The organism is Sorangium sp. So ce321 (assembly GCF_051530195.1).
In the GTDB taxonomy this organism is placed as follows: Bacteria; Myxococcota_A; Polyangia; order Polyangiales; family Polyangiaceae; genus Sorangium.
The window spans coordinates 3,718,801-3,735,910 of sequence record NZ_CP150329.1; the positions used below are offsets into that span (position 1 = coordinate 3,718,801).

The following is a 17,110-nucleotide window of genomic DNA, read 5'->3' on the forward strand; positions in this document are numbered from 1 at the left end:
GCGCTCACCGGACCATCATGCAACCTTTTGGTTGCATGTCAAGCGCCGGCGCGAGCCGCTGTGCGCCGACCGTCGCTCGCGGCGGTGCGGGGACCGACGTCAGGACGTCGGCAGGCCCAGGACGGGAGTGCTGGTGGGGCGGTGCGGGGGATGGGCCGATGTCAGGACGTCGGCAGGCCCAGAGCGGGAGTGCTGGTGGGGCGGTGCGGGGGATGGGACGATGTCTGAGCCCATGGGCCACGGGTTATCGGGCGAAGCCGGGTGACCCATGGCTCAGGCGAGTTCGGTGGGGCCCCCGCACCGCCCCACCAGCACTCCTGCCCTGGGCCGGGGAGCTCAGCTCACCCGTCCCGATCAGGTCACCCGCGCCCGCTCGCCTGGATGCTCTCCCGCACCCGATCGAGCGCCGCCCGCACCTCGGGATCGCGGTCCAGCTCCGCCGGCGGCGCCGCCAGCCGCAGCGACCAGTTCTCCGGCCCCACGGTCCCCGGCGTGTTGATCCGGTCCCGCGTCGCGAGCACATCCTGGACGAGCAGCAGCACGAGCTCGCTCTTCGCCCCGTGGATCAGGTCGAGCAGCGCCCGGTGCGTCTCCTTCGTGAACTCCCGGCCGAACTCCTCCCGCCGCGGCGCGAGCTGCGGCAGATCGAGCACCCCCGCGCGCTCCCGGTCGTCCCGCGACTCCCACCACACCACCACCGAGTCGGTGTCGTGCGTCCCGAAGCACGACACGGACAGCGGCGGATACTCCGCCGGATCGCGGAACACCACGTCGTCCTTCTCCCAGATCAGCACCTTGTAGCCCGGCACGCCGAGCTCGGTCAGCGACGCCCGCACCCACGGCGGCACCGCGCCGAGATCCTCCGCCACGAGCTTCGCCCCGGTCTCCGCCGCCCCCTCGATCATCGCCCGCACGACGCGCTCGCCGTGCTCGCGCTGCTCCGGCTCCTCCGCCGGATCGAACGTCGCCTTGGGCCGCTCGCCCCCCTGACCCTGGCCCTTCTGCTCCGGGAAGATGTACGTCCGGTAGAAGCCGACCAGGTGATCGATCCGGAACCGATCGCAGAGCAGCCCCGTGTAGCGGCACCGCCGCCGGAGCCACGCGAAGTCGTTCTCCCGCATCCGGGCCCAGAAGTACGGCGGGAGCCCCCAGTTCTGCCCCTCGGTGTTGAACTGATCGGGCGGCGCGCCGACCGACATGTCGTGCCGGAACTCGTCCTGGTGCGCCCACACGTCGGCGCTGTCGCGCGCCACCATGAACGGGAGATCGCCCATGATCTCCATCCCCTTGCCCCGGAGATCCGCGCGCGCCGCCTCCCACTGCGTGTGCGCGAGCCACTGGACGTACTCGTAATAGAGGATGTCCCGCGCGCGCTCGCGCCGCAGCTTCTCGAGCGCCTCCGGCTTGCGCTGCCGGATCTCCTCGGGCCAGTCCCACCACGCGATGCCCCCGAAGCCGTCCTTGAACGCGCGGAACTGCGCGTAGTCGGGCAGCCAGTCCGACTGCTGCTTCACGAACGCGGCCAGCTCGGCCGCGCGCGGCGTCTTCTTCGCGTGGTGCTCGCGCTCGAACCGATCGAAGGCGAAGCGGAGCGCCCGCCCCTTCACGCGGCGGACGAGATCGTAGTCGACCCGCGGGCTCTTCTTCGCGCGATCGAGCGCCTCCATGTCCTCGCCGAGCGCCTCGCCGACCGCCTCCGCCGGCAGCTCCGGCACCGCCGAGAGCGAGATGTACATCGGATCGATCCCGAAGGCGGAGAGCGCCATGTAGGGCGACGTCTCGCCGCCCGACACCTCGCCGAGCGGCAACAGCTGCACGAGGCGCAGCCCAACGGGCTGCAACCACGCGGCGAACTCGGGGAGGTCGCCGATCTCGCCGATGCCCCACGAGCGATCGCTGCGCAGCGAGAAGAGCGGCACCGTCACGCCGGAGATGCGACGGCCCGCGCCGGAGGAAGAGGGGGAGCTCTGAGACGAGCCCTGGGACTGGTTTTCAGCAGAGGGGGAAGACATGTGCTTTCTTGGCTTGGCTCCAGGCGTTCGGGGGCGGAGTCTATCCCGGGTCGCGCGGCTCCGCGATGCTCCTTCCGCGCGCCGAGCGCTCGTTCGCGCTGCCGCCGGAGCGCGCGCAGGCACAACCCGACCGGCGGCCGGGCGGCCCCCGATCCGGCGGGATGGCCCCGGGAGCCCCGTCGCGCCAAAAAAGTCGAGCCGCGGGCGCTTGTGTCTCGACAGCGGCGCTGATTTCGCGAATAGGGCGGCTCCACAGGTTTTTCGATGACCAGACGCATATGGCCCGGCACGCCGACCCCCCTCGGCGCCGTCTATGACGGCGAAGGGGTGAACTTCACGCTGTTTTCACAGTCCGCGACGAAGGTCGAGCTCTGCCTCTTCGAGGCCGTCGACGACGTCGTGGAGCGCGAGCGCATCGAGCTCTCCGAGCGCACGGCGCACGTCTTCCATGGGTACGTGCCGGGGCTCAAGCCCGGCCAGCTCTATGGCTACCGGGTGCACGGGCCGTACGACCCGCGCTCGGGGCACCGCTTCAACCCGGCGAAGCTCCTCGTCGACCCGTACGCGTACGCGCTCTCCAGCGAGCCGAACTGGAAGGCGCCGCTCTACGCCTACGACCGCGGCGAGCACCCGGAGCGCGAGGGCACCCCGAGCAAGCCGCCCCCGAAGCCCGGCCGCGACGGCGCGGCGGGCGACAAGGGGGAGGGGGGGCGCGCGGGCAAGGCGGCGAGCGAGCGCCGCGCCTCGGAGCCGCCGCCGAAGGCGTGCCCGCCCCCCCCGGCGCCGCTCGACGACCTCGAGATCTGCCACCGCGACAGCGCCTGGGGCGCGCCGAAGTCCGTGGTCGTCGACCACCGCTTCGCGTGGGACGGCGACAGGCCGCCGGCGACGCGCTGGCAGGACACGATCATCTACGAGGTGCACGTCAAGGGCTTCACGCAGCGGCACCCCGGCGTCCCCGCGAACCTGCGCGGCACCTACGCGGGGCTCGCCTCCGAGGCGGCGATCGCGCACTTCAAGAAGCTCGGCGTCACGGCGATCGAGCTGCTCCCCGTGCACGAGATGGCGAGCGAGCGCGAGATCTGGGAGCGCGGGCACATCAACTACTGGGGCTACAACACGCTCTCGTACTTCGCGCCCGCCGGCCGCTACGCGTCGAGCGGGCGGCTCGGCCAGCAGGTGACCGAGTTCAAGGCGATGGTGAAGGCGCTCCACGCCGCCGGCATCGAGGTGATCCTCGACGTTGTCTACAACCACACCGCGGAGGGGAACCACCTCGGCCCGACGCTCTCCCTGAAGGGGGTCGACAACTGGAGCTACTACCGGCTCGTCCCGCACAACCCGCGCTACTACATGGACTTCACCGGGTGCGGGAACACGGTGAACACGCGGCACTACCAGACGCTGAAGCTGGTGATGGACAGCCTGCGGTACTGGGTGACCGAGATGCACGTCGACGGCTTCCGCTTCGACCTCGCGTCGGCGCTCGCCCGCGGGCACCACGACTTCGATCGCCTGAGCTCGTTCTTCGACATCATCCACCAGGACCCGGTCCTCTCGCGCACGAAGCTCATCGCGGAGCCGTGGGACGTGGGCGAGGGCGGCTATCAGGTCGCCAACTTCCCCGTCCTCTGGACGGAGTGGAACGATCGCTACCGCGACTCGGTGCGCCGCTTCTGGAAGGGGGATCTGCTCGCCGCCGACCTCGGCTACCGGCTCACCGGGTCGAGCGACCTGTACGCGACGAGCGGGCGGCGGCCGTACGCGAGCGTCAACTTCGTGACGGCGCACGACGGCTTCACGCTGAACGACCTCGTCTCGTACAACGACAAGCACAACGAGGCGAACGGCGAGGGCAACCGGGACGGCACGAACAACAACCACAGCTACAACCACGGCGTCGAGGGCCCCTCCAGCGACCCCGCCGTCGTCGAGCTGCGCGAGCGGCAGAAGCGCAACATGCTCGCGACGCTGCTCCTGTCGCAAGGGGTGCCGATGATCAACGCCGGCGACGAGATCGGCAAGACGCAGCTCGGCAACAACAACGCGTACTGCCAGGACAACGAGCTCTCCTGGCACGACTGGGACCTCGACGAGCGGCGCAAGCAGCTCTTCGAGTTCACCTGCCGCCTCATCGCGCTCCGGCGCAACCATCCCGTGCTGCGCCGGCGGACGTTCTTCTCGGGCGGCTCGGTCCACGGCAGCGGGATGAAGGACATCGTGTGGTTCCGGCCCGACGGCGCCGAGATGAACGCGGAGGACTGGACCCACCCGAACGCGCGGGCGATCGGCTACTTGCTCGGGGGCGACGCCATCTGCACGCCCGACCCGCGCGGCGAGCCGATCACCGGCGACACGCTGCTCGTCCTCATCAACGCGAACCACTCGCCCCTCGAGTTCGTGCTGCCCTCGATCGAGCTCGGCGAGCGGTGGGAGGTGCTCATCGACACCCGCACCGCCGCGGAGCCGGGGCGCACGGTGCCAGCGAGGGCAGCGGGAGAGCGCTACCTCCTCGTCGACCGGTCGGTGGCGGTGCTGCGGCTCCTGGAGCGGAAGGGCACGAACACGAAGAAGAAGGTCAGGACCCCGAAGTCGCGGAAGGGCTAGAGCACCGAGCCGCTTGAAACGCCCGGGAATGAAGAGAGTTCAACCACAGAGGCACAGAGGACACAGAGGAACAACCAAAAAACTCTGTGCCCTCTGTGCCTCTGTGGTTCATCTTCTCGGGGTTTCAACCTGTTCGGTGCCCTAGCGGGGAGCGGTCAGAAGAGAAGAGAGCAACCGCCAAGCGCGCCAGGATGAGAGAGAGTCAATCATCTCTTCCCTCGCCTGGCGTCCCTGGCTGTCTGGCGGTTCAAGCTCGCTGTCTTCGGGAGAACGGCCGCTCACATCGCCGCGCGCTCGCCCTCCTGGGGCGCCGCCGCGGCGGTCAGGCGGTCGACCACGGCGCGGTTCGAGTCGGCCGTGTGCCGGCAGTTGTCGCACCGCTCGCAGGCCGGCACGCTCACGCCGTCTTCCAGGTCGACCGCCTCCTCGAAGTACGCCTTCAGGACCGCCATCCTGCACTCCGGGGTCTCGGCGTAACGCATCACCGCCTCGAGCCGCTCGCGATCGCCCACCCGCCGCTCCTCGTAGGCCCGGAGGAACGCGTCGAGCTCCGCCTCGTCGGCGAAGTCGCGCAGCCTGCGCACGCCGCGGCTCCGGTCGATGATCCCGGCCGATTCGAGCAGCGCCACGACGACCTTCACCTTGCGCTCGGGCAGGTCCGCGGCCTCCGCCAGGGTCTTCACCGGGATGCCGACCCTCCTCTTGCCCTCGGGCTGCTGCGCCTCGAGGCGGCCGATGGTCTCGTAGACGCGGTAGCTCTCGTCGGGGCGCGGGTACTTGCCGCCCAGGAAGAACGCCTGGATTCGCCGGTCCTCCACGCGATAGAGGAGGATGCCCCGAGCCGGGCGGCCGTCGCGCCCGGCGCGCCCGGCCTCCTGGTAATAGCTCTCGAGCGAGTCGGGGAAGTTGTAGTGCACGACGAACCGGATATCGGGCTTGTCGATGCCGAGGCCGAACGCCTTGGTCGCGACGATGATGCGGTACTCGTCGTTCATGAACCGCTGCTGCGTCTCCTCCCGCTCCTTCGGGCGCATCTGCCCGTTGTAGCGGCCCACCCGCACGCCGCGGCCCTCGAGCCAGCGGTACAGATCGTTCGCGACCCGGACCGTCGCCGCGTACGCGATCCCGACGCCGCTCTCCTCCTCGAGGACCTGCAGGAGGCGCTCGCGCTTCCTCTCCTCGTTCGGGGTGCGGATCACCTCCAGCGACAGCTGAGGACGGTCGATGCCGGTGTTCACGACCTCCGCGGACCGCATGCCGAGCTGCTCCACGATGTCGTTCGCCACCTCCGGCGTCGCGGTGGCCGTGAGCGCCAGGACCGGCGGCCGCCCGAGCGCGGCGACCACGTCGCGGAGCCCGAGGTACGCAGGGCGGAAGTCGTGGCCCCACTGCGAGACGCAGTGCGCCTCGTCCACCACGAAGAGCGACACGCCCGAGCGCCGGAGCAGCTCGATGTACTCCGGGTTCTCGAGCCGCTCGGGCGTCACGTAGATGAGCGGGAGATCGCCGTGCCGGATCCCGTCGACGGTCTCCCGCTCCTCGGTCGCGGTCAGCGTGGAGTTGAGCCTGGCCGCAGGGATGTCCGCCTCGGCCAGCTTCTCCTGCTGATCTTGCATCAACGAGATGAGCGGTGAGACGACCACAGCAGGGCTCGGCAGGAAGAGCGCCGGGAGCTGATAACAGAGCGATTTGCCCGCTCCGGTGGGGAGGAGCCCCAGGGCGTCTCGCCCGGAGAGCACCGCCTCGATGAGCTCACGCTGGCCCGGCCGGAAGGTCTTCACGCCGAACCGCTCGCGCGCCATCTGCCGGATTCCTGGCCAGCTCGGCGCGCCCCTCTGTTGTTCCATGCGCGCGAGCATGGCGCGCCCTTCGTGCGCGCGCCATGCTCGCGCGCTGGAACTGGCCCCCTCGCAGCGCGGCTCCGCCGTGGCGAGTCAGGGAGTTCGTTGAGACGAAAAGCCACACATGCACCGGCGCGCTCCGCGCTGGCAAACCCAGGTGACGGTTTGTAATGACTTCCACGCGCAGCAGTGAGTGGCGCGCGGCCCGGGAACAAGCCTGTTTCGACGGCCGCTCCTCCCGGTGGTTACCGCATCGGGCGCGGCGCCGCCGCCCGGGCGCCGCGGCCCCGCGCCAGGCGACGAGGCTTTGCGCTCAGCTCGTGTCCGGGAGGCGCTGGGCACTCTGCTGCTAGGGTTCCCTATGTGCCTCAGGTTATTCCTTCGTTTGCGGAGTCCGAGCGACAGGGGCTCGCCGCGATACAGGCAAATCCCCTCCTGCACGACGCCTCATTCGAAGTAGATTCTGCCGCGGAGGCACACGAGGAATGACGGAAGCGCCGGACGATCAGAAGTTGAGCAGCCAGGCAGACAGCGCCGCGCAGCAAGCGATGGTGGCGCGGCTCGTCGAGGCGGCGTGCGAGGGCGTGGCGCCGCGGCTGCCGCGCGCCACGTACCGCGTGCAGCTCAACAAGGACTTCACCTTCGAGCAGGCGCGGAGCATCGTCGCCTACCTCGACGCGCTCGGCGTCAGCGACCTTTACTCGTCGCCCTTCTTCAAGGCCCGCCCCGAGAGCCTGCACGGCTACGACCTCGTCGATCACAACGCGCTGAACCCCGCGATCGGCGAGCGCGCCGACCTCGATCGGCTCACGGGCGAGCTCGCGGAGCACGGCATGGGCCTGCTCCTCGACTTCGTGCCCAACCACATGGGCGTCGGCACCTCCGACAACGCCTGGTGGAACGACGTCCTCGAGAACGGCCCGAGCTCGCTCCACGCGCCGTGGTTCGACATCGACTGGGCGCCGCTCAAGACGGAGCTCAAGCACAAGGTGCTGCTCCCCGTGCTCGGCGACCACTACGGGCGCGTGCTCGAGCGCGGCGAGCTCAAGATCGCGTACGAGGGCGGCGCGTTCGTCCTCCGCTACTTCGATCACGTCTTCCCGGTGAACCCGCGGACGTTCGGGATGGTCATCGGGCCGCTCGTGCCCGGGCTCACCGCCGCGCTCGGCGAGGAGAACGACGCGCTCCTCGAGCTGCAGAGCATCCTGACCGGGCTCCGCAACCTGCCGCCGCGGACCGAGACGCAGCGGGCCAAGGTGATCGAGCGGCGGCGCGAGAAGGAGGTCCTCAAGCGGCGGCTCGCGGCGCTCGTGGCGGACGCGCCCAACATCGCGGCGGCGGTGCAGGAGGGGATCGAGCGGATCAACGGCAAGGTCGGCGACCCGCGGAGCTTCGATCCGCTCGAGGCGCTGCTCGAGGAGCAGGCCTACCGGCTGAGCTTCTGGCGCACCGCCGCCGAGGAGATCAACTACCGCCGGTTCTTCGACATCAACGAGCTCGCGGCGATCAGGATGGAGCACCGGCCGGTGTTCACCGAGGCGCACCGGCTCGTCTTCGAGCTCTGCGAGCGGGGCCAGGTCACGGGGCTGCGCATCGACCACCCCGACGGCCTCTGGGACCCGATCGGCTACTTCGAGGAGCTGCAGCAGGGCTACCTCGTCGAGCGCTGCCGCCGCCGCTTCCTCGCCGAGGCGGAGAGCGAGCCGGAGCCGCGCAGCTTCCTCGATCCGAAGCGCCGCCCGGAGGCCCGCTTCGCCCGGCTGGAGCCGGCGCTCCGCGCGGCGCTCGCGGAGCGCGCGCGCGGAGAGGGGGCTGGCGCCTCGCACGTCGCGCGGCCGATGTACGTCGCCGTCGAGAAGATCCTCGCCCGCGGCGAGACGCTGCCCGAGGCCTGGCCCATCCACGGGACGAGCGGCTACGACTTCACCGCGGCCGTGGGTGAGCTCTTCGTCGACGCCTCGAGCGAGGCGCCGATGACCGCGATCTACGAGCGGTTCATCGGCGACCAGCTGGAGTTCGAGACGCTGGTTTACGAGAAGAAGAAGGTCATCCTGCGGACGGCGCTCGCGAGCGAGCTCAACGTGCTCACCCACGCGCTGAACCGGCTCACCGAGCGCGACCGCCGCGTCCGCGACTTCACCCTGGGCTCGCTCAACGAGGCCCTGCGCGAGGTGATCGCGTGCTTCCCCGTGTACCGCACGTACATCAACGAGAAGACGCCGACGATCAGCGATCACGACCGCGTGGCCATCGGCCGCGCCGTCGCCCTCGCGCGTCGGCGCAACCCGACGATGGAGGCCTCGATCTTCACGTTCGTCCGCTCGGTCCTGATGCTGGACACGACGGACTTCTCCCGCGAGGAGGACCGGCGCCCCTACTGCGACTTCGTGATGAAGTTCCAGCAGCTCACCGGGCCGGTGATGGCCAAGGGGCTCGAGGACACGTCGTTCTACATCTACAACCGGCTCGTGTCGCTCAACGAGGTCGGGGGCGAGCCCGAGCGCTACGGCGCGAGCGTGCTCGCGTTCCACCGCGGCAACGTGCAGCGGCACCGGACGTGGCCGTACTCGATGCTCGCGACGTCGACGCACGACACGAAGCGGAGCGAGGACGTGCGGTCGCGCATCAGCGTGCTGTCGGAGCTGCCGTCGGCGTGGGAAGAGGCGCTCCAGCGCGCCGCCGCCGCCGCCGCGCCGCTCAAGGCCGAGATCGAGGGCCGCCTCGCGCCGGACAGCAACGAGGAGTACCTGTTCTACCAGACGGTCCTCGGGAGCCTGCCGATCGAGCCGCTGCTCGGCGCCTCCGGGGACCCGCGGGACCCGCGCGCCCCCGAGGGCGACGCGCTCTCGGCCTACGCGGATCGCCTCGTGGACTACATGCGCAAGGCCACGAAGGAGGCGAAGGTCAACACGTCCTGGATCGACGCGCAGCCCGAGTACGACGCCGCCGTCGAGGCGTTCGTGCGCAAGGCGGTCGCTTCTCCGGAGGTGGTGGGCGCGCTGCTGCCGCTCGCGCGCGTCGTCGCGTACCACGGCATGTGGGGCTCGCTCTCGCAGACGCTGCTGAAGCTCACGGCGCCGGGCGTGCCCGACATCTACCAGGGCAACGAGATGTGGGACTTCAGCCTCGTCGACCCCGACAACCGCCGCGCGGTCGACTACACGACGCGCACGAAGGCGCTCGCGGAGCTCCGCGCGCGGTGGAAGGGCGGGGACGTCGCGCTCGCGCGCGAGCTCTGCGCCGAGGCGCGCGACGGCCGCATCAAGCTCTTCGTCACGCACGTCGCGCTCGAGCTGCGCCGGCGGCACCCGGCGCTCTTCGGGGCCGACGGGGCCTACGTGCCGCGCGCCGTGAGCGGCGATCGCGAGACCCACGTCGTCGCCTTCGCGCGCCGCGGGGGGGCGGACGCGTCGGCAGGAACGTCGGCAGGAACGTCGGCAGGAACGTCGGCAGGAACGTCGAACGAGCGCTCGCTCGTCGTCGTCGCGCCCCGGTTCAGCGCGCGGCTCGTCGGCGGCGCCTGCGCCCCGCCGATCGGCGAGGTGTGGGCCGGCACCTCCGTCGACGTGGAGCCCGGCCTGTACACGGATCTCTTCACCGGCGCCGAGATCGAGGCGTCGCCGTCCGCTTCCTTGCCGCGCGACGCGGCCGCGTCGTCCACCCAGAAGGGCGGGGCGTCGCTGCCGCTCGACCGCGTGCTCTCCGATTTCCCCGTCGCCCTGCTGCTGCGGGCGGCTCAGCGAGGTCAGTGACATGAAGGCGATTCGCACCATGGGGGCCTGGATCGAGGGCGGCGCGGTCCGCTTCCGCGTCTGGGCGCCCGAGCACGATCGGATCGAGATCGTCACGTACGCAAGGGACGGCCAGGAGGTCACGGGCACGCTGCCGGCGAGCCCCACCGGCGACGGCTACTTCGAGGCCACGGCGCCGGGGCTCGGCGCCGGCGCGCTCTACAAGGTGAAGATCGACGGCGAGGGGCCGTTCCCGGATCCCTACGCCCGCGCGCAGCCGCTCGGCGTGCACGGGCCGTCCGCGGTCGACGATCCGTCGTTCGCGTGGACCGACGCGGGGTGGAAGGGCGTCGCGCTCGAGGACCTCGTGCTCTACGAGGTGCACGTCGGCACGGCGACCCCGGAGGGCACGTTCGACGGGCTGATCGCGCGGCTGCCGGACCTCCAGGAGCTCGGCGTCACGGCGATCGAGATCATGCCCGTCGCGAGCTTCCCGGGCGAGCGCGGGTGGGGGTACGACGGCGTCGACCTCTTCGCGCCGGCCGCGGCCTACGGCGGCCCCGAGGGCCTCCGCCGCCTGGTCGACGCGGCGCACGCCGCGGGGCTCGGGGTCATCCTCGACTGCGTCTACAACCACTTCGGCCCTGACGGGAACTACCTGCGCGCCTACACGAAGCGCTACTTCACCGAGCGGCACAAGACGCCCTGGGGCGACGCGGTGAACTACGACGGCGAGGGCGCCGAGCAGGTGCGCGCGCTCGCGATCACGAACGCCGAGATGTGGATCCGCGACTACCACATCGACGGCCTGCGCCTCGACGCGACCCACGCGATCCTCGACGACACCGAGCCCCACATCCTCCAGGTGATCGCCGAGCGCGCGCGGGCGGCCGGCGGGGGGCGGCGCGTCGTGGTGATCGCCGAGGACAGCGCGAACGACACGCGCCTGGTGACGCCCGTGGAGCAGGGCGGCTACGGCCTCGACGGCGTGTGGGCCGACGACTTCCACCACGAGCTCCGCGTCCTCTTCGCCGGGGATCGCGACGGCTATTTCGAGGATCACCGGGGCACGGCGGAGGACATCGCGGCGACGATCCGCAAGGGGTGGCTCTACGAGGGGCAGGTCTCGAAGCACGCGGGCAAGCCGCGGGGGACGCCGGCCGAGCCGGTGCCGCCGCCGCGCTTCGTGCACTGCATCCAGAACCACGACCAGATCGGCAACCGCGCGCTCGGCGACCGGCTCGGCGAGACGGTGAGCCCGGCGGCCTTCCGGACCATGTCGGCGCTCCTCCTGGTCACGCCGTACACGCCGCTCCTGTTCATGGGCCAGGAGTGGAACGCGCGGACGCCGTTCCAGTACTTCACCGATCACAACGCCGAGCTCGGCCGGCTCGTGACCGAGGGCCGCCGGCGCGAGTTCCAGTACTTCACGTCGTTCAGCGGCGCGGAGGTGCCGGATCCGCAGGATCCGCGGACGCTGGAGCGCTCGAAGCTCGACTGGAGCGAGCGGCACCGGCCGGAGCACGCCGGCGTGCTCGCGTGGTACCGCGAGCTCCTCGGCCTCCGCGCCGCGCACCCCGCGCTGCGGAGCCGCGCGCGCGGCGACTTCTCGGTCGAGGCGCTCTCGCCGGACGCGATCCGCATCGAGCGCCGCGGCGCCGAGACCGCGGTGATCGCGCTGATCGCGCTGCGCGGCGCGCTCTCCCTCGACCTCGGCCGCCCGGAGGCGCGGGTGCTCGCGTTCAGCGAGGAGCCGCGGTTCGGCGGCGCGGCGCAGCGGGCGCCGATCGAGCGCGGCCGGGTGGCGTTCGAGGGCCCGGCGGCCCTGATCGTCGAGGTGCCGCGGTCGTGACGTGGAGGGCGCCGCTCGCGTCGGTGGCGCCAGCCATGTCGCGCGCGTCGCTCACCTCGCTCACCTCGCTCACCTCGCTCACCTCGCTCACGTGATTGAGGTCGATGACGTCCGTCGCCTCGATCACGTAGATTCCCGCGCGATGCTGAAGCCTGTCACGTTCACGCCCATCGGCGTGGTGCGCACCCCGTTCCCCGATCGGGTGAGCACGCCGCGGCAGCCGCACGCCGCGGCCGGCGCGGAGGGGACGATCGAGCTCGTGCCCGGCCGCGGGCTGGAGCACGCGCTCTGTGACATCGAGGGCTGGGACTACCTCTGGGTGGTCTTCTGGTTCCACCTCAACGAGGGCTGGCGCCCGAAGGTCCTGCCGCCCCGGAGCGCCGGCAAGCGGCGCGGGGTGCTGTCGACGCGCTCGCCGCACCGCCCGAACCCGATCGGCCTCAGCGTGGTCAAGCTCCTCGCGGTGGACGGGCTCTGCCTGCGCGTCAGCGGGGTGGACATGATCGACGGCACGCCGGTGCTCGATCTGAAGCCTTACGTGCCCTACGCGGACGCGTACCCCCACGCGCGCACCGGCTGGGTCGCGCCGCTCGCGGGCGACCCGGGCGCCGAGGCGCCGGCCGACCCGGAGCCGGGCTTCGAGGTGGTCTGGACCGAGCGGGCCGCCGAGCAGGCCGCGTGGCTCGACGCGGCGCACGGCGTCGCGCTGCGGGAGCGCGTGGACCGGGTGCTCGCGCTCGGCCCGCAGCCGCACCCCTACCGGCGGATCCGCGCCGACGGGGACGCGATGCGCCTCGCCGTGACCTCGTGGCGGGTGCGGTTCAGGGCGGAGGGGCGGCGCATCGAGGTGCTCTCCGTGGTGACCGGCTACCGTGAGAAGGAGCTCTGGGGCGGAGAGGCCCCCGAGCTCGCGGCGCACCGGCAGTTCGTGGAGCGGTTCGGGCGCAGCTAGCGACGCGCGGCGCGGTAAGCGTTCCTGCCAGAGTGCTGTAATTCTCGTCTTTCGAAGCGGATTCGGTGCTCGCTGCGCCGGCGCGGCGCGCTTGCGGCGCGAGGCGAAGCAGACAAGAACGCTCGCCCTGTGCAGGGCGCCCGGGTGAAGGAAACTCGATGGACACGGCGCCGTTGCGTCCCAGCGCCGGTCTCTGAGCAACACTCACCGACCCAGGCGATCCGCTGGGCAGCCGGTGGCAGCGCGGCGCGTGAGGAAGGCGCCCGGTGCCGGGGGCCGTCAACGCCGGAGGTGCCCGGCGAGCCCTGCCGTGCGACCGCGGAGTAATCGTGATAACTGAAATGGACGTGACGTCGTCGATCTGCGGGTGCGGCGCCGGGCAGCCCGGGGTGGAGCCGCAGTTCCGCCTGCTCGCCGAGGCCCTCCCGCAGCTCGTCTGGGGGGCGCGCGGCGACGGCGCGTGCGATTACGTCAACGGTCGCTGGCGCGACTACACCGGGCTATCGGCGGAGCAGGCGATGGGCTCGGGGCTCGACGTCGCGGTCCATCCGGACGACGCCGCGCGCGTCGCCGCCGCGCGGCGCGCCGCCATCGAGGCGGGCGTGGCGTTCGAGCTGGAGCTCCGGCTGCGGCGCCACGACGGCGTGTACCGCTGGTTCCTGGGCCGGGTGGAGCCCATCAAGGACGCCGGCGGCCGGGCGGTCCGCTGGTTTGGCACGTCCACCGACATCGACGAGCGCAAGCGCGCCGAGGAGAGCCTGCGCGTGAGCGAGGAGCGGCTCCGGCTGGCCCTCGCCGGCGGCCAGCTCGGCGCCTGGGAGTGGGATCTCCCGAGCGGGCGCATCTTCTGGCCCCGCGAGACGTTCGCGCTGCTCGGCGTCGACGAGGCGGAGTTCAGCGGCACGCTGGACGATTTCACGAAGCTCATCCACCCGGACGACAAGGCTGCGGCCTGGGCGCGGGTCGAGAGCGCGCTGCGCGGGGAGACGGATTACTCGAGCGAGTTCCGCATCGTCGGCGCCGGCGGAGAGGTGCGCTGGATCCATGACCGCGCGCTGGTGCTGCGGGACCGGGAGGGGCAGCCGGTCCGGATGACGGGCGTGGTCAGCGACATCACCGCGCGGAAGCTCTCGGAGCTCTCGCTGCGCGAGAGCGAGGCGCGCTTCCGCAACATGGCGGATCACGCGCCGGTGATGATCTGGGTCACGAGCGCGGACGCGTCGTGCTCGTACCTCAACCGGCGGTGGTACGAGTTCACCGGCCAGACGGAGGCGACGGGGCTCGGCTTCGGCTGGCTCGAGGCGGTGCACCCCGCGGATCATGCGGCGGTGGCGGAGACGTTCCGGCGCGTCCACGAGCGGCGGGAGCCCTTCCGGCTCGATTACCGCCTGCGCCGCGACGATGGCGCCTACCGCTGGTGCATCGACACGGCCTCGCCCCGGCTCGGCCCGGACGGAGAGTTCCTCGGCTACGTCGGCTCGGTGATCGACATCACCGAGCGGAAGGAGGCGGAGCTCCTCATGCGGGAGAGCGAGGAGCGGTTCCGCCGCGCCGTGATGGCGACCCCGTTCCCCATCATGATCCACGCCGACGACGGCCAGGTCATCAGCCTCAACCGCGCGTGGACGGAGATCAGCGGCTACACCCTCCAGCAGATCCCCACCATCGCCGAGTGGACGGAGCGGGCGTACGGGGCGCGGAAGGTCGCCGTGCGCTCCGTGATCGACGCGCTGTACGGCATGCAGGGCAAGTCGAGCGAGGGCGACTTCACGATCACCACGGCGAGCGGCGAGTCGCGCACGTGGGTCTTCAGCTCCGCGCCGCTCGGGAAGGACGCGTCGGGGCGGCGCCTCGTGATCAGCATCGCCCACGACGTCACCGAGCGGGAGCGGATCGGCGGCGCGCTCCGCGAGAGCGAGGCGAAGTTCCGGGAGCTCGCCGACGCGATGCCGCAGATCGTCTGGACCGCCCGCCCGGACGGCGACATCGACTACTACAACCGCAGGTGGCACGAGCTGGCCGGCATCGACGAGGTCGCGGTGACGGGCGAGAGCTGGCGCTCGTTCCTGCACGAGGACGATCGAGAGCGGGTCCTCGGCGCCTGGATCCACTCGGTCGCGACCGGCGCGCCCTACGAGGTCGAGCACCGCCTCGGGTTCCCCAGCGCGCGCGAGCACCGCTGGTACCTGTGCCGCGCCCTGCCGGTCCGGGGGCCGTCGGGCGACGTCGCGCGGTGGTATGGCACCTGCACGGACATCCACGATCGGAAGTGCGCCGAGGCGGCGCTCAAGGAGGCGGACCAGCACAAGGACGACTTCATGGCGATGCTCGCGCACGAGCTGCGCAACCCGCTCGGGCCCATCCGCAACGCGGTCGAGGTCCTGCAGCGCATCGCGGCGCAGCAGCCGTCGCTGGTCCGCGCGTGCGGCGTGATCGACCGGCAAGTGTCTCACATGGCCCGGCTCGTGGACGACCTGCTCGACGTCTCGCGCGTCGGGCGCGGCAAGGTCCAGCTGCGCAAGGAGCGCTGCGAGCTCTCGCAGCTGCTCCGGCAGACGGCCGAGGACTACCGCAGCACGCTCGAGGCGAACGGGCTGCGGCTCGAGCTGGAGCTGCCGCAGGAGCCGCTCCTGGTCTACGGCGATCCGACGCGCCTGGCGCAGGTGTTCAGCAACGTGCTGCACAACGCGTGCAAGTTCACCGACGCCGGCGGCCGGGTGACGGTGGCGCTCTCGGCGACGTCGGAGGGCTCCGCCGTGGTCCGCGTCCGCGACACGGGCGTCGGGATGGATCCGGCGATGCTCGCGCGCGTGTTCGAGCCGTTCAGCCAGGCCGAGCGCAGCCTGGAGCGCAGCCGCGGCGGGCTCGGGCTGGGCCTCGCCCTCGTCAAGGGCATCATCACGCTCCACGGCGGCACGGTCTCGGCCGAGAGCCAGGGGATCGGCCACGGGACGGAGATGGTCCTCCACCTGCCGCTGGAGCGCACGCCCGAGCCGTCGTGCGGGCGCCCGGCGCCGTCCTCGCGCCGCCAGTCGAGGTCGCTCCGCATCCTGATCATCGAGGACAACGAGGACGCCGCGCAGAGCCTGCAGGCGCTGCTCACGATGAACGGCTACCGGGTCGAGGTCGCCCTGTCCGGCCCCGCTGGCGTGGAAGCGGCGCGGTCGTTCCGGCCGGAGGTCATCCTGTGTGACATCGGTCTCCCCGGCGGGATGGATGGCTACGGGGTGGCGAGGGCGCTGAAGGGGATCGTGGGCGTCCCTCCCTCGCTGATGATCGCGCTGACCGGCTATGGCCAGGAGGACGATCAGCGGCGGGTCCGGGAGGCTGGCTTCGACATGCACTTCATCAAGCCGATCGATCCGGGCTCGCTGCAGAAGCTCCTGGCCTCGTTCACGCCGCAGGCGTGAGGGGCTCGCCGCGGCGGTCCCCGCGCGCGGGGCGGCGGGCCGCGCGTCTACCGGGCCCGGAGGCCGAGCCCCGGGACGAAGCGCCCCACGCGGGCGCAGTAGTCCGCGTAGCTGTCGCCGTGGGTGCGCAGGAGATACGGCTCTTCCACGAAGCGGACCTGCAGCTCGATGGCCACGACGAGCGCCACGAGCGACGCGACCGCGAGCGGGCCGGGGACGACGAGCAGCATCCCCGCGGCGGTCAGGACCATGAAGCTGAAGATCGGGTTGCGCACCGCGGTGAACGGCCCTCGCGTCACGAGCGTCGTGCGCTCGCCCGCGCTGACGCCGATGCGCCAGGAGTCGCCCATCGCCGCCTGCGACCAGAGCGTGCCGGCGGTCCCCGCGAGCACCGTCGCGGCCCCGAGCCCCACGGCGGCCGCGCCGGGCGCGACGAGCGGCGCGACCCACCCCGCGAGCTCCGCGATCGGCGCCGCCACGCCGAGGGCGATCGCGACGACGAAGAGCACGCCGCCCGTCCACTCCACCGAGCCGGGCCGGCCAGAGATGCCGCGGAACCCGGTGGAGCCGGTCGCCCGGCGCTGGCGCAGCGAGCGCCACCCGAACGCGAGCGCGCAGTAGACGACGAACAGGACCAGGGCAATCCAGGGACGGGCCATCGAACCTCCAGCGATCACGGCGATCTCTCGCGCAGGGGCGAACCTC

General features: G+C 71.6%; 8 protein-coding genes. 5 read left to right on the forward strand and 3 right to left on the reverse strand.

What is annotated here, in order from left to right; all coding sequences use genetic code 11:
• Window positions 1–359: 359 nt before the first annotated feature.
• The gene (locus WME89_RS14430; protein ID WP_438009750.1) at window positions 360–2,012 is read right to left on the reverse strand and encodes a 4-alpha-glucanotransferase; all 1,653 of its coding nucleotides are present in this window, start codon (window positions 2,010–2,012) and stop codon (window positions 360–362) included.
• 264 nt (window positions 2,013–2,276) lie between these two features.
• Between WME89_RS14430 and glgX the strand changes: the two genes are divergently transcribed.
• Window positions 2,277–4,619 (forward strand): glycogen debranching protein GlgX, encoded by a 2,343-nt coding sequence (glgX, locus tag WME89_RS14435; protein ID WP_438009751.1) that lies wholly within the window; start codon window positions 2,277–2,279, stop codon window positions 4,617–4,619.
• Between the two features lie 278 nt (window positions 4,620–4,897).
• Here the strand turns inward: glgX and WME89_RS14440 are convergent, their stop codons facing one another.
• Window positions 4,898–6,466, reverse strand: a complete 1,569-nt coding sequence (locus WME89_RS14440) for a RecQ family ATP-dependent DNA helicase (protein WP_438009752.1) — start codon at window positions 6,464–6,466, stop codon at window positions 4,898–4,900.
• A gap of 479 nt (window positions 6,467–6,945) precedes the next feature.
• On the opposite strand from WME89_RS14440, the gene treY reads away from it, so the two are divergent.
• The 4 genes from treY (at window position 6,946) to WME89_RS14460 (ending at window position 16,405) form a co-directional block, all read left to right on the forward strand.
• Window positions 6,946–10,212, forward strand: a complete 3,267-nt coding sequence (treY, locus tag WME89_RS14445) for a malto-oligosyltrehalose synthase (protein ID WP_438009753.1) — start codon at window positions 6,946–6,948, stop codon at window positions 10,210–10,212.
• A 1-nt stretch (window position 10,213) separates the two neighbouring features.
• Window positions 10,214–12,043: a malto-oligosyltrehalose trehalohydrolase gene (gene treZ, locus WME89_RS14450; RefSeq protein ID WP_438009754.1), complete on the forward strand. Its 1,830-nt coding sequence runs from the start codon at window positions 10,214–10,216 to the stop codon at window positions 12,041–12,043.
• 142 nt (window positions 12,044–12,185) lie between these two features.
• Window positions 12,186–12,995: a tRNA (N6-threonylcarbamoyladenosine(37)-N6)-methyltransferase TrmO gene (gene tsaA, locus WME89_RS14455; protein WP_438009755.1), complete on the forward strand. Its 810-nt coding sequence runs from the start codon at window positions 12,186–12,188 to the stop codon at window positions 12,993–12,995.
• 329 nt (window positions 12,996–13,324) lie between these two features.
• On the forward strand, window positions 13,325–16,405 hold the full coding sequence (locus WME89_RS14460; protein WP_438009756.1) for a PAS domain S-box protein: 3,081 nt from the start codon (window positions 13,325–13,327) through the stop codon (window positions 16,403–16,405).
• Between the two features lie 47 nt (window positions 16,406–16,452).
• Here the strand turns inward: WME89_RS14460 and WME89_RS14465 are convergent, their stop codons facing one another.
• Window positions 16,453–17,064, reverse strand: a complete 612-nt coding sequence (locus WME89_RS14465; RefSeq protein WP_438009757.1) for a methyltransferase family protein — start codon at window positions 17,062–17,064, stop codon at window positions 16,453–16,455.
• Between the last annotated feature and the right edge of the window lie 46 nt (window positions 17,065–17,110).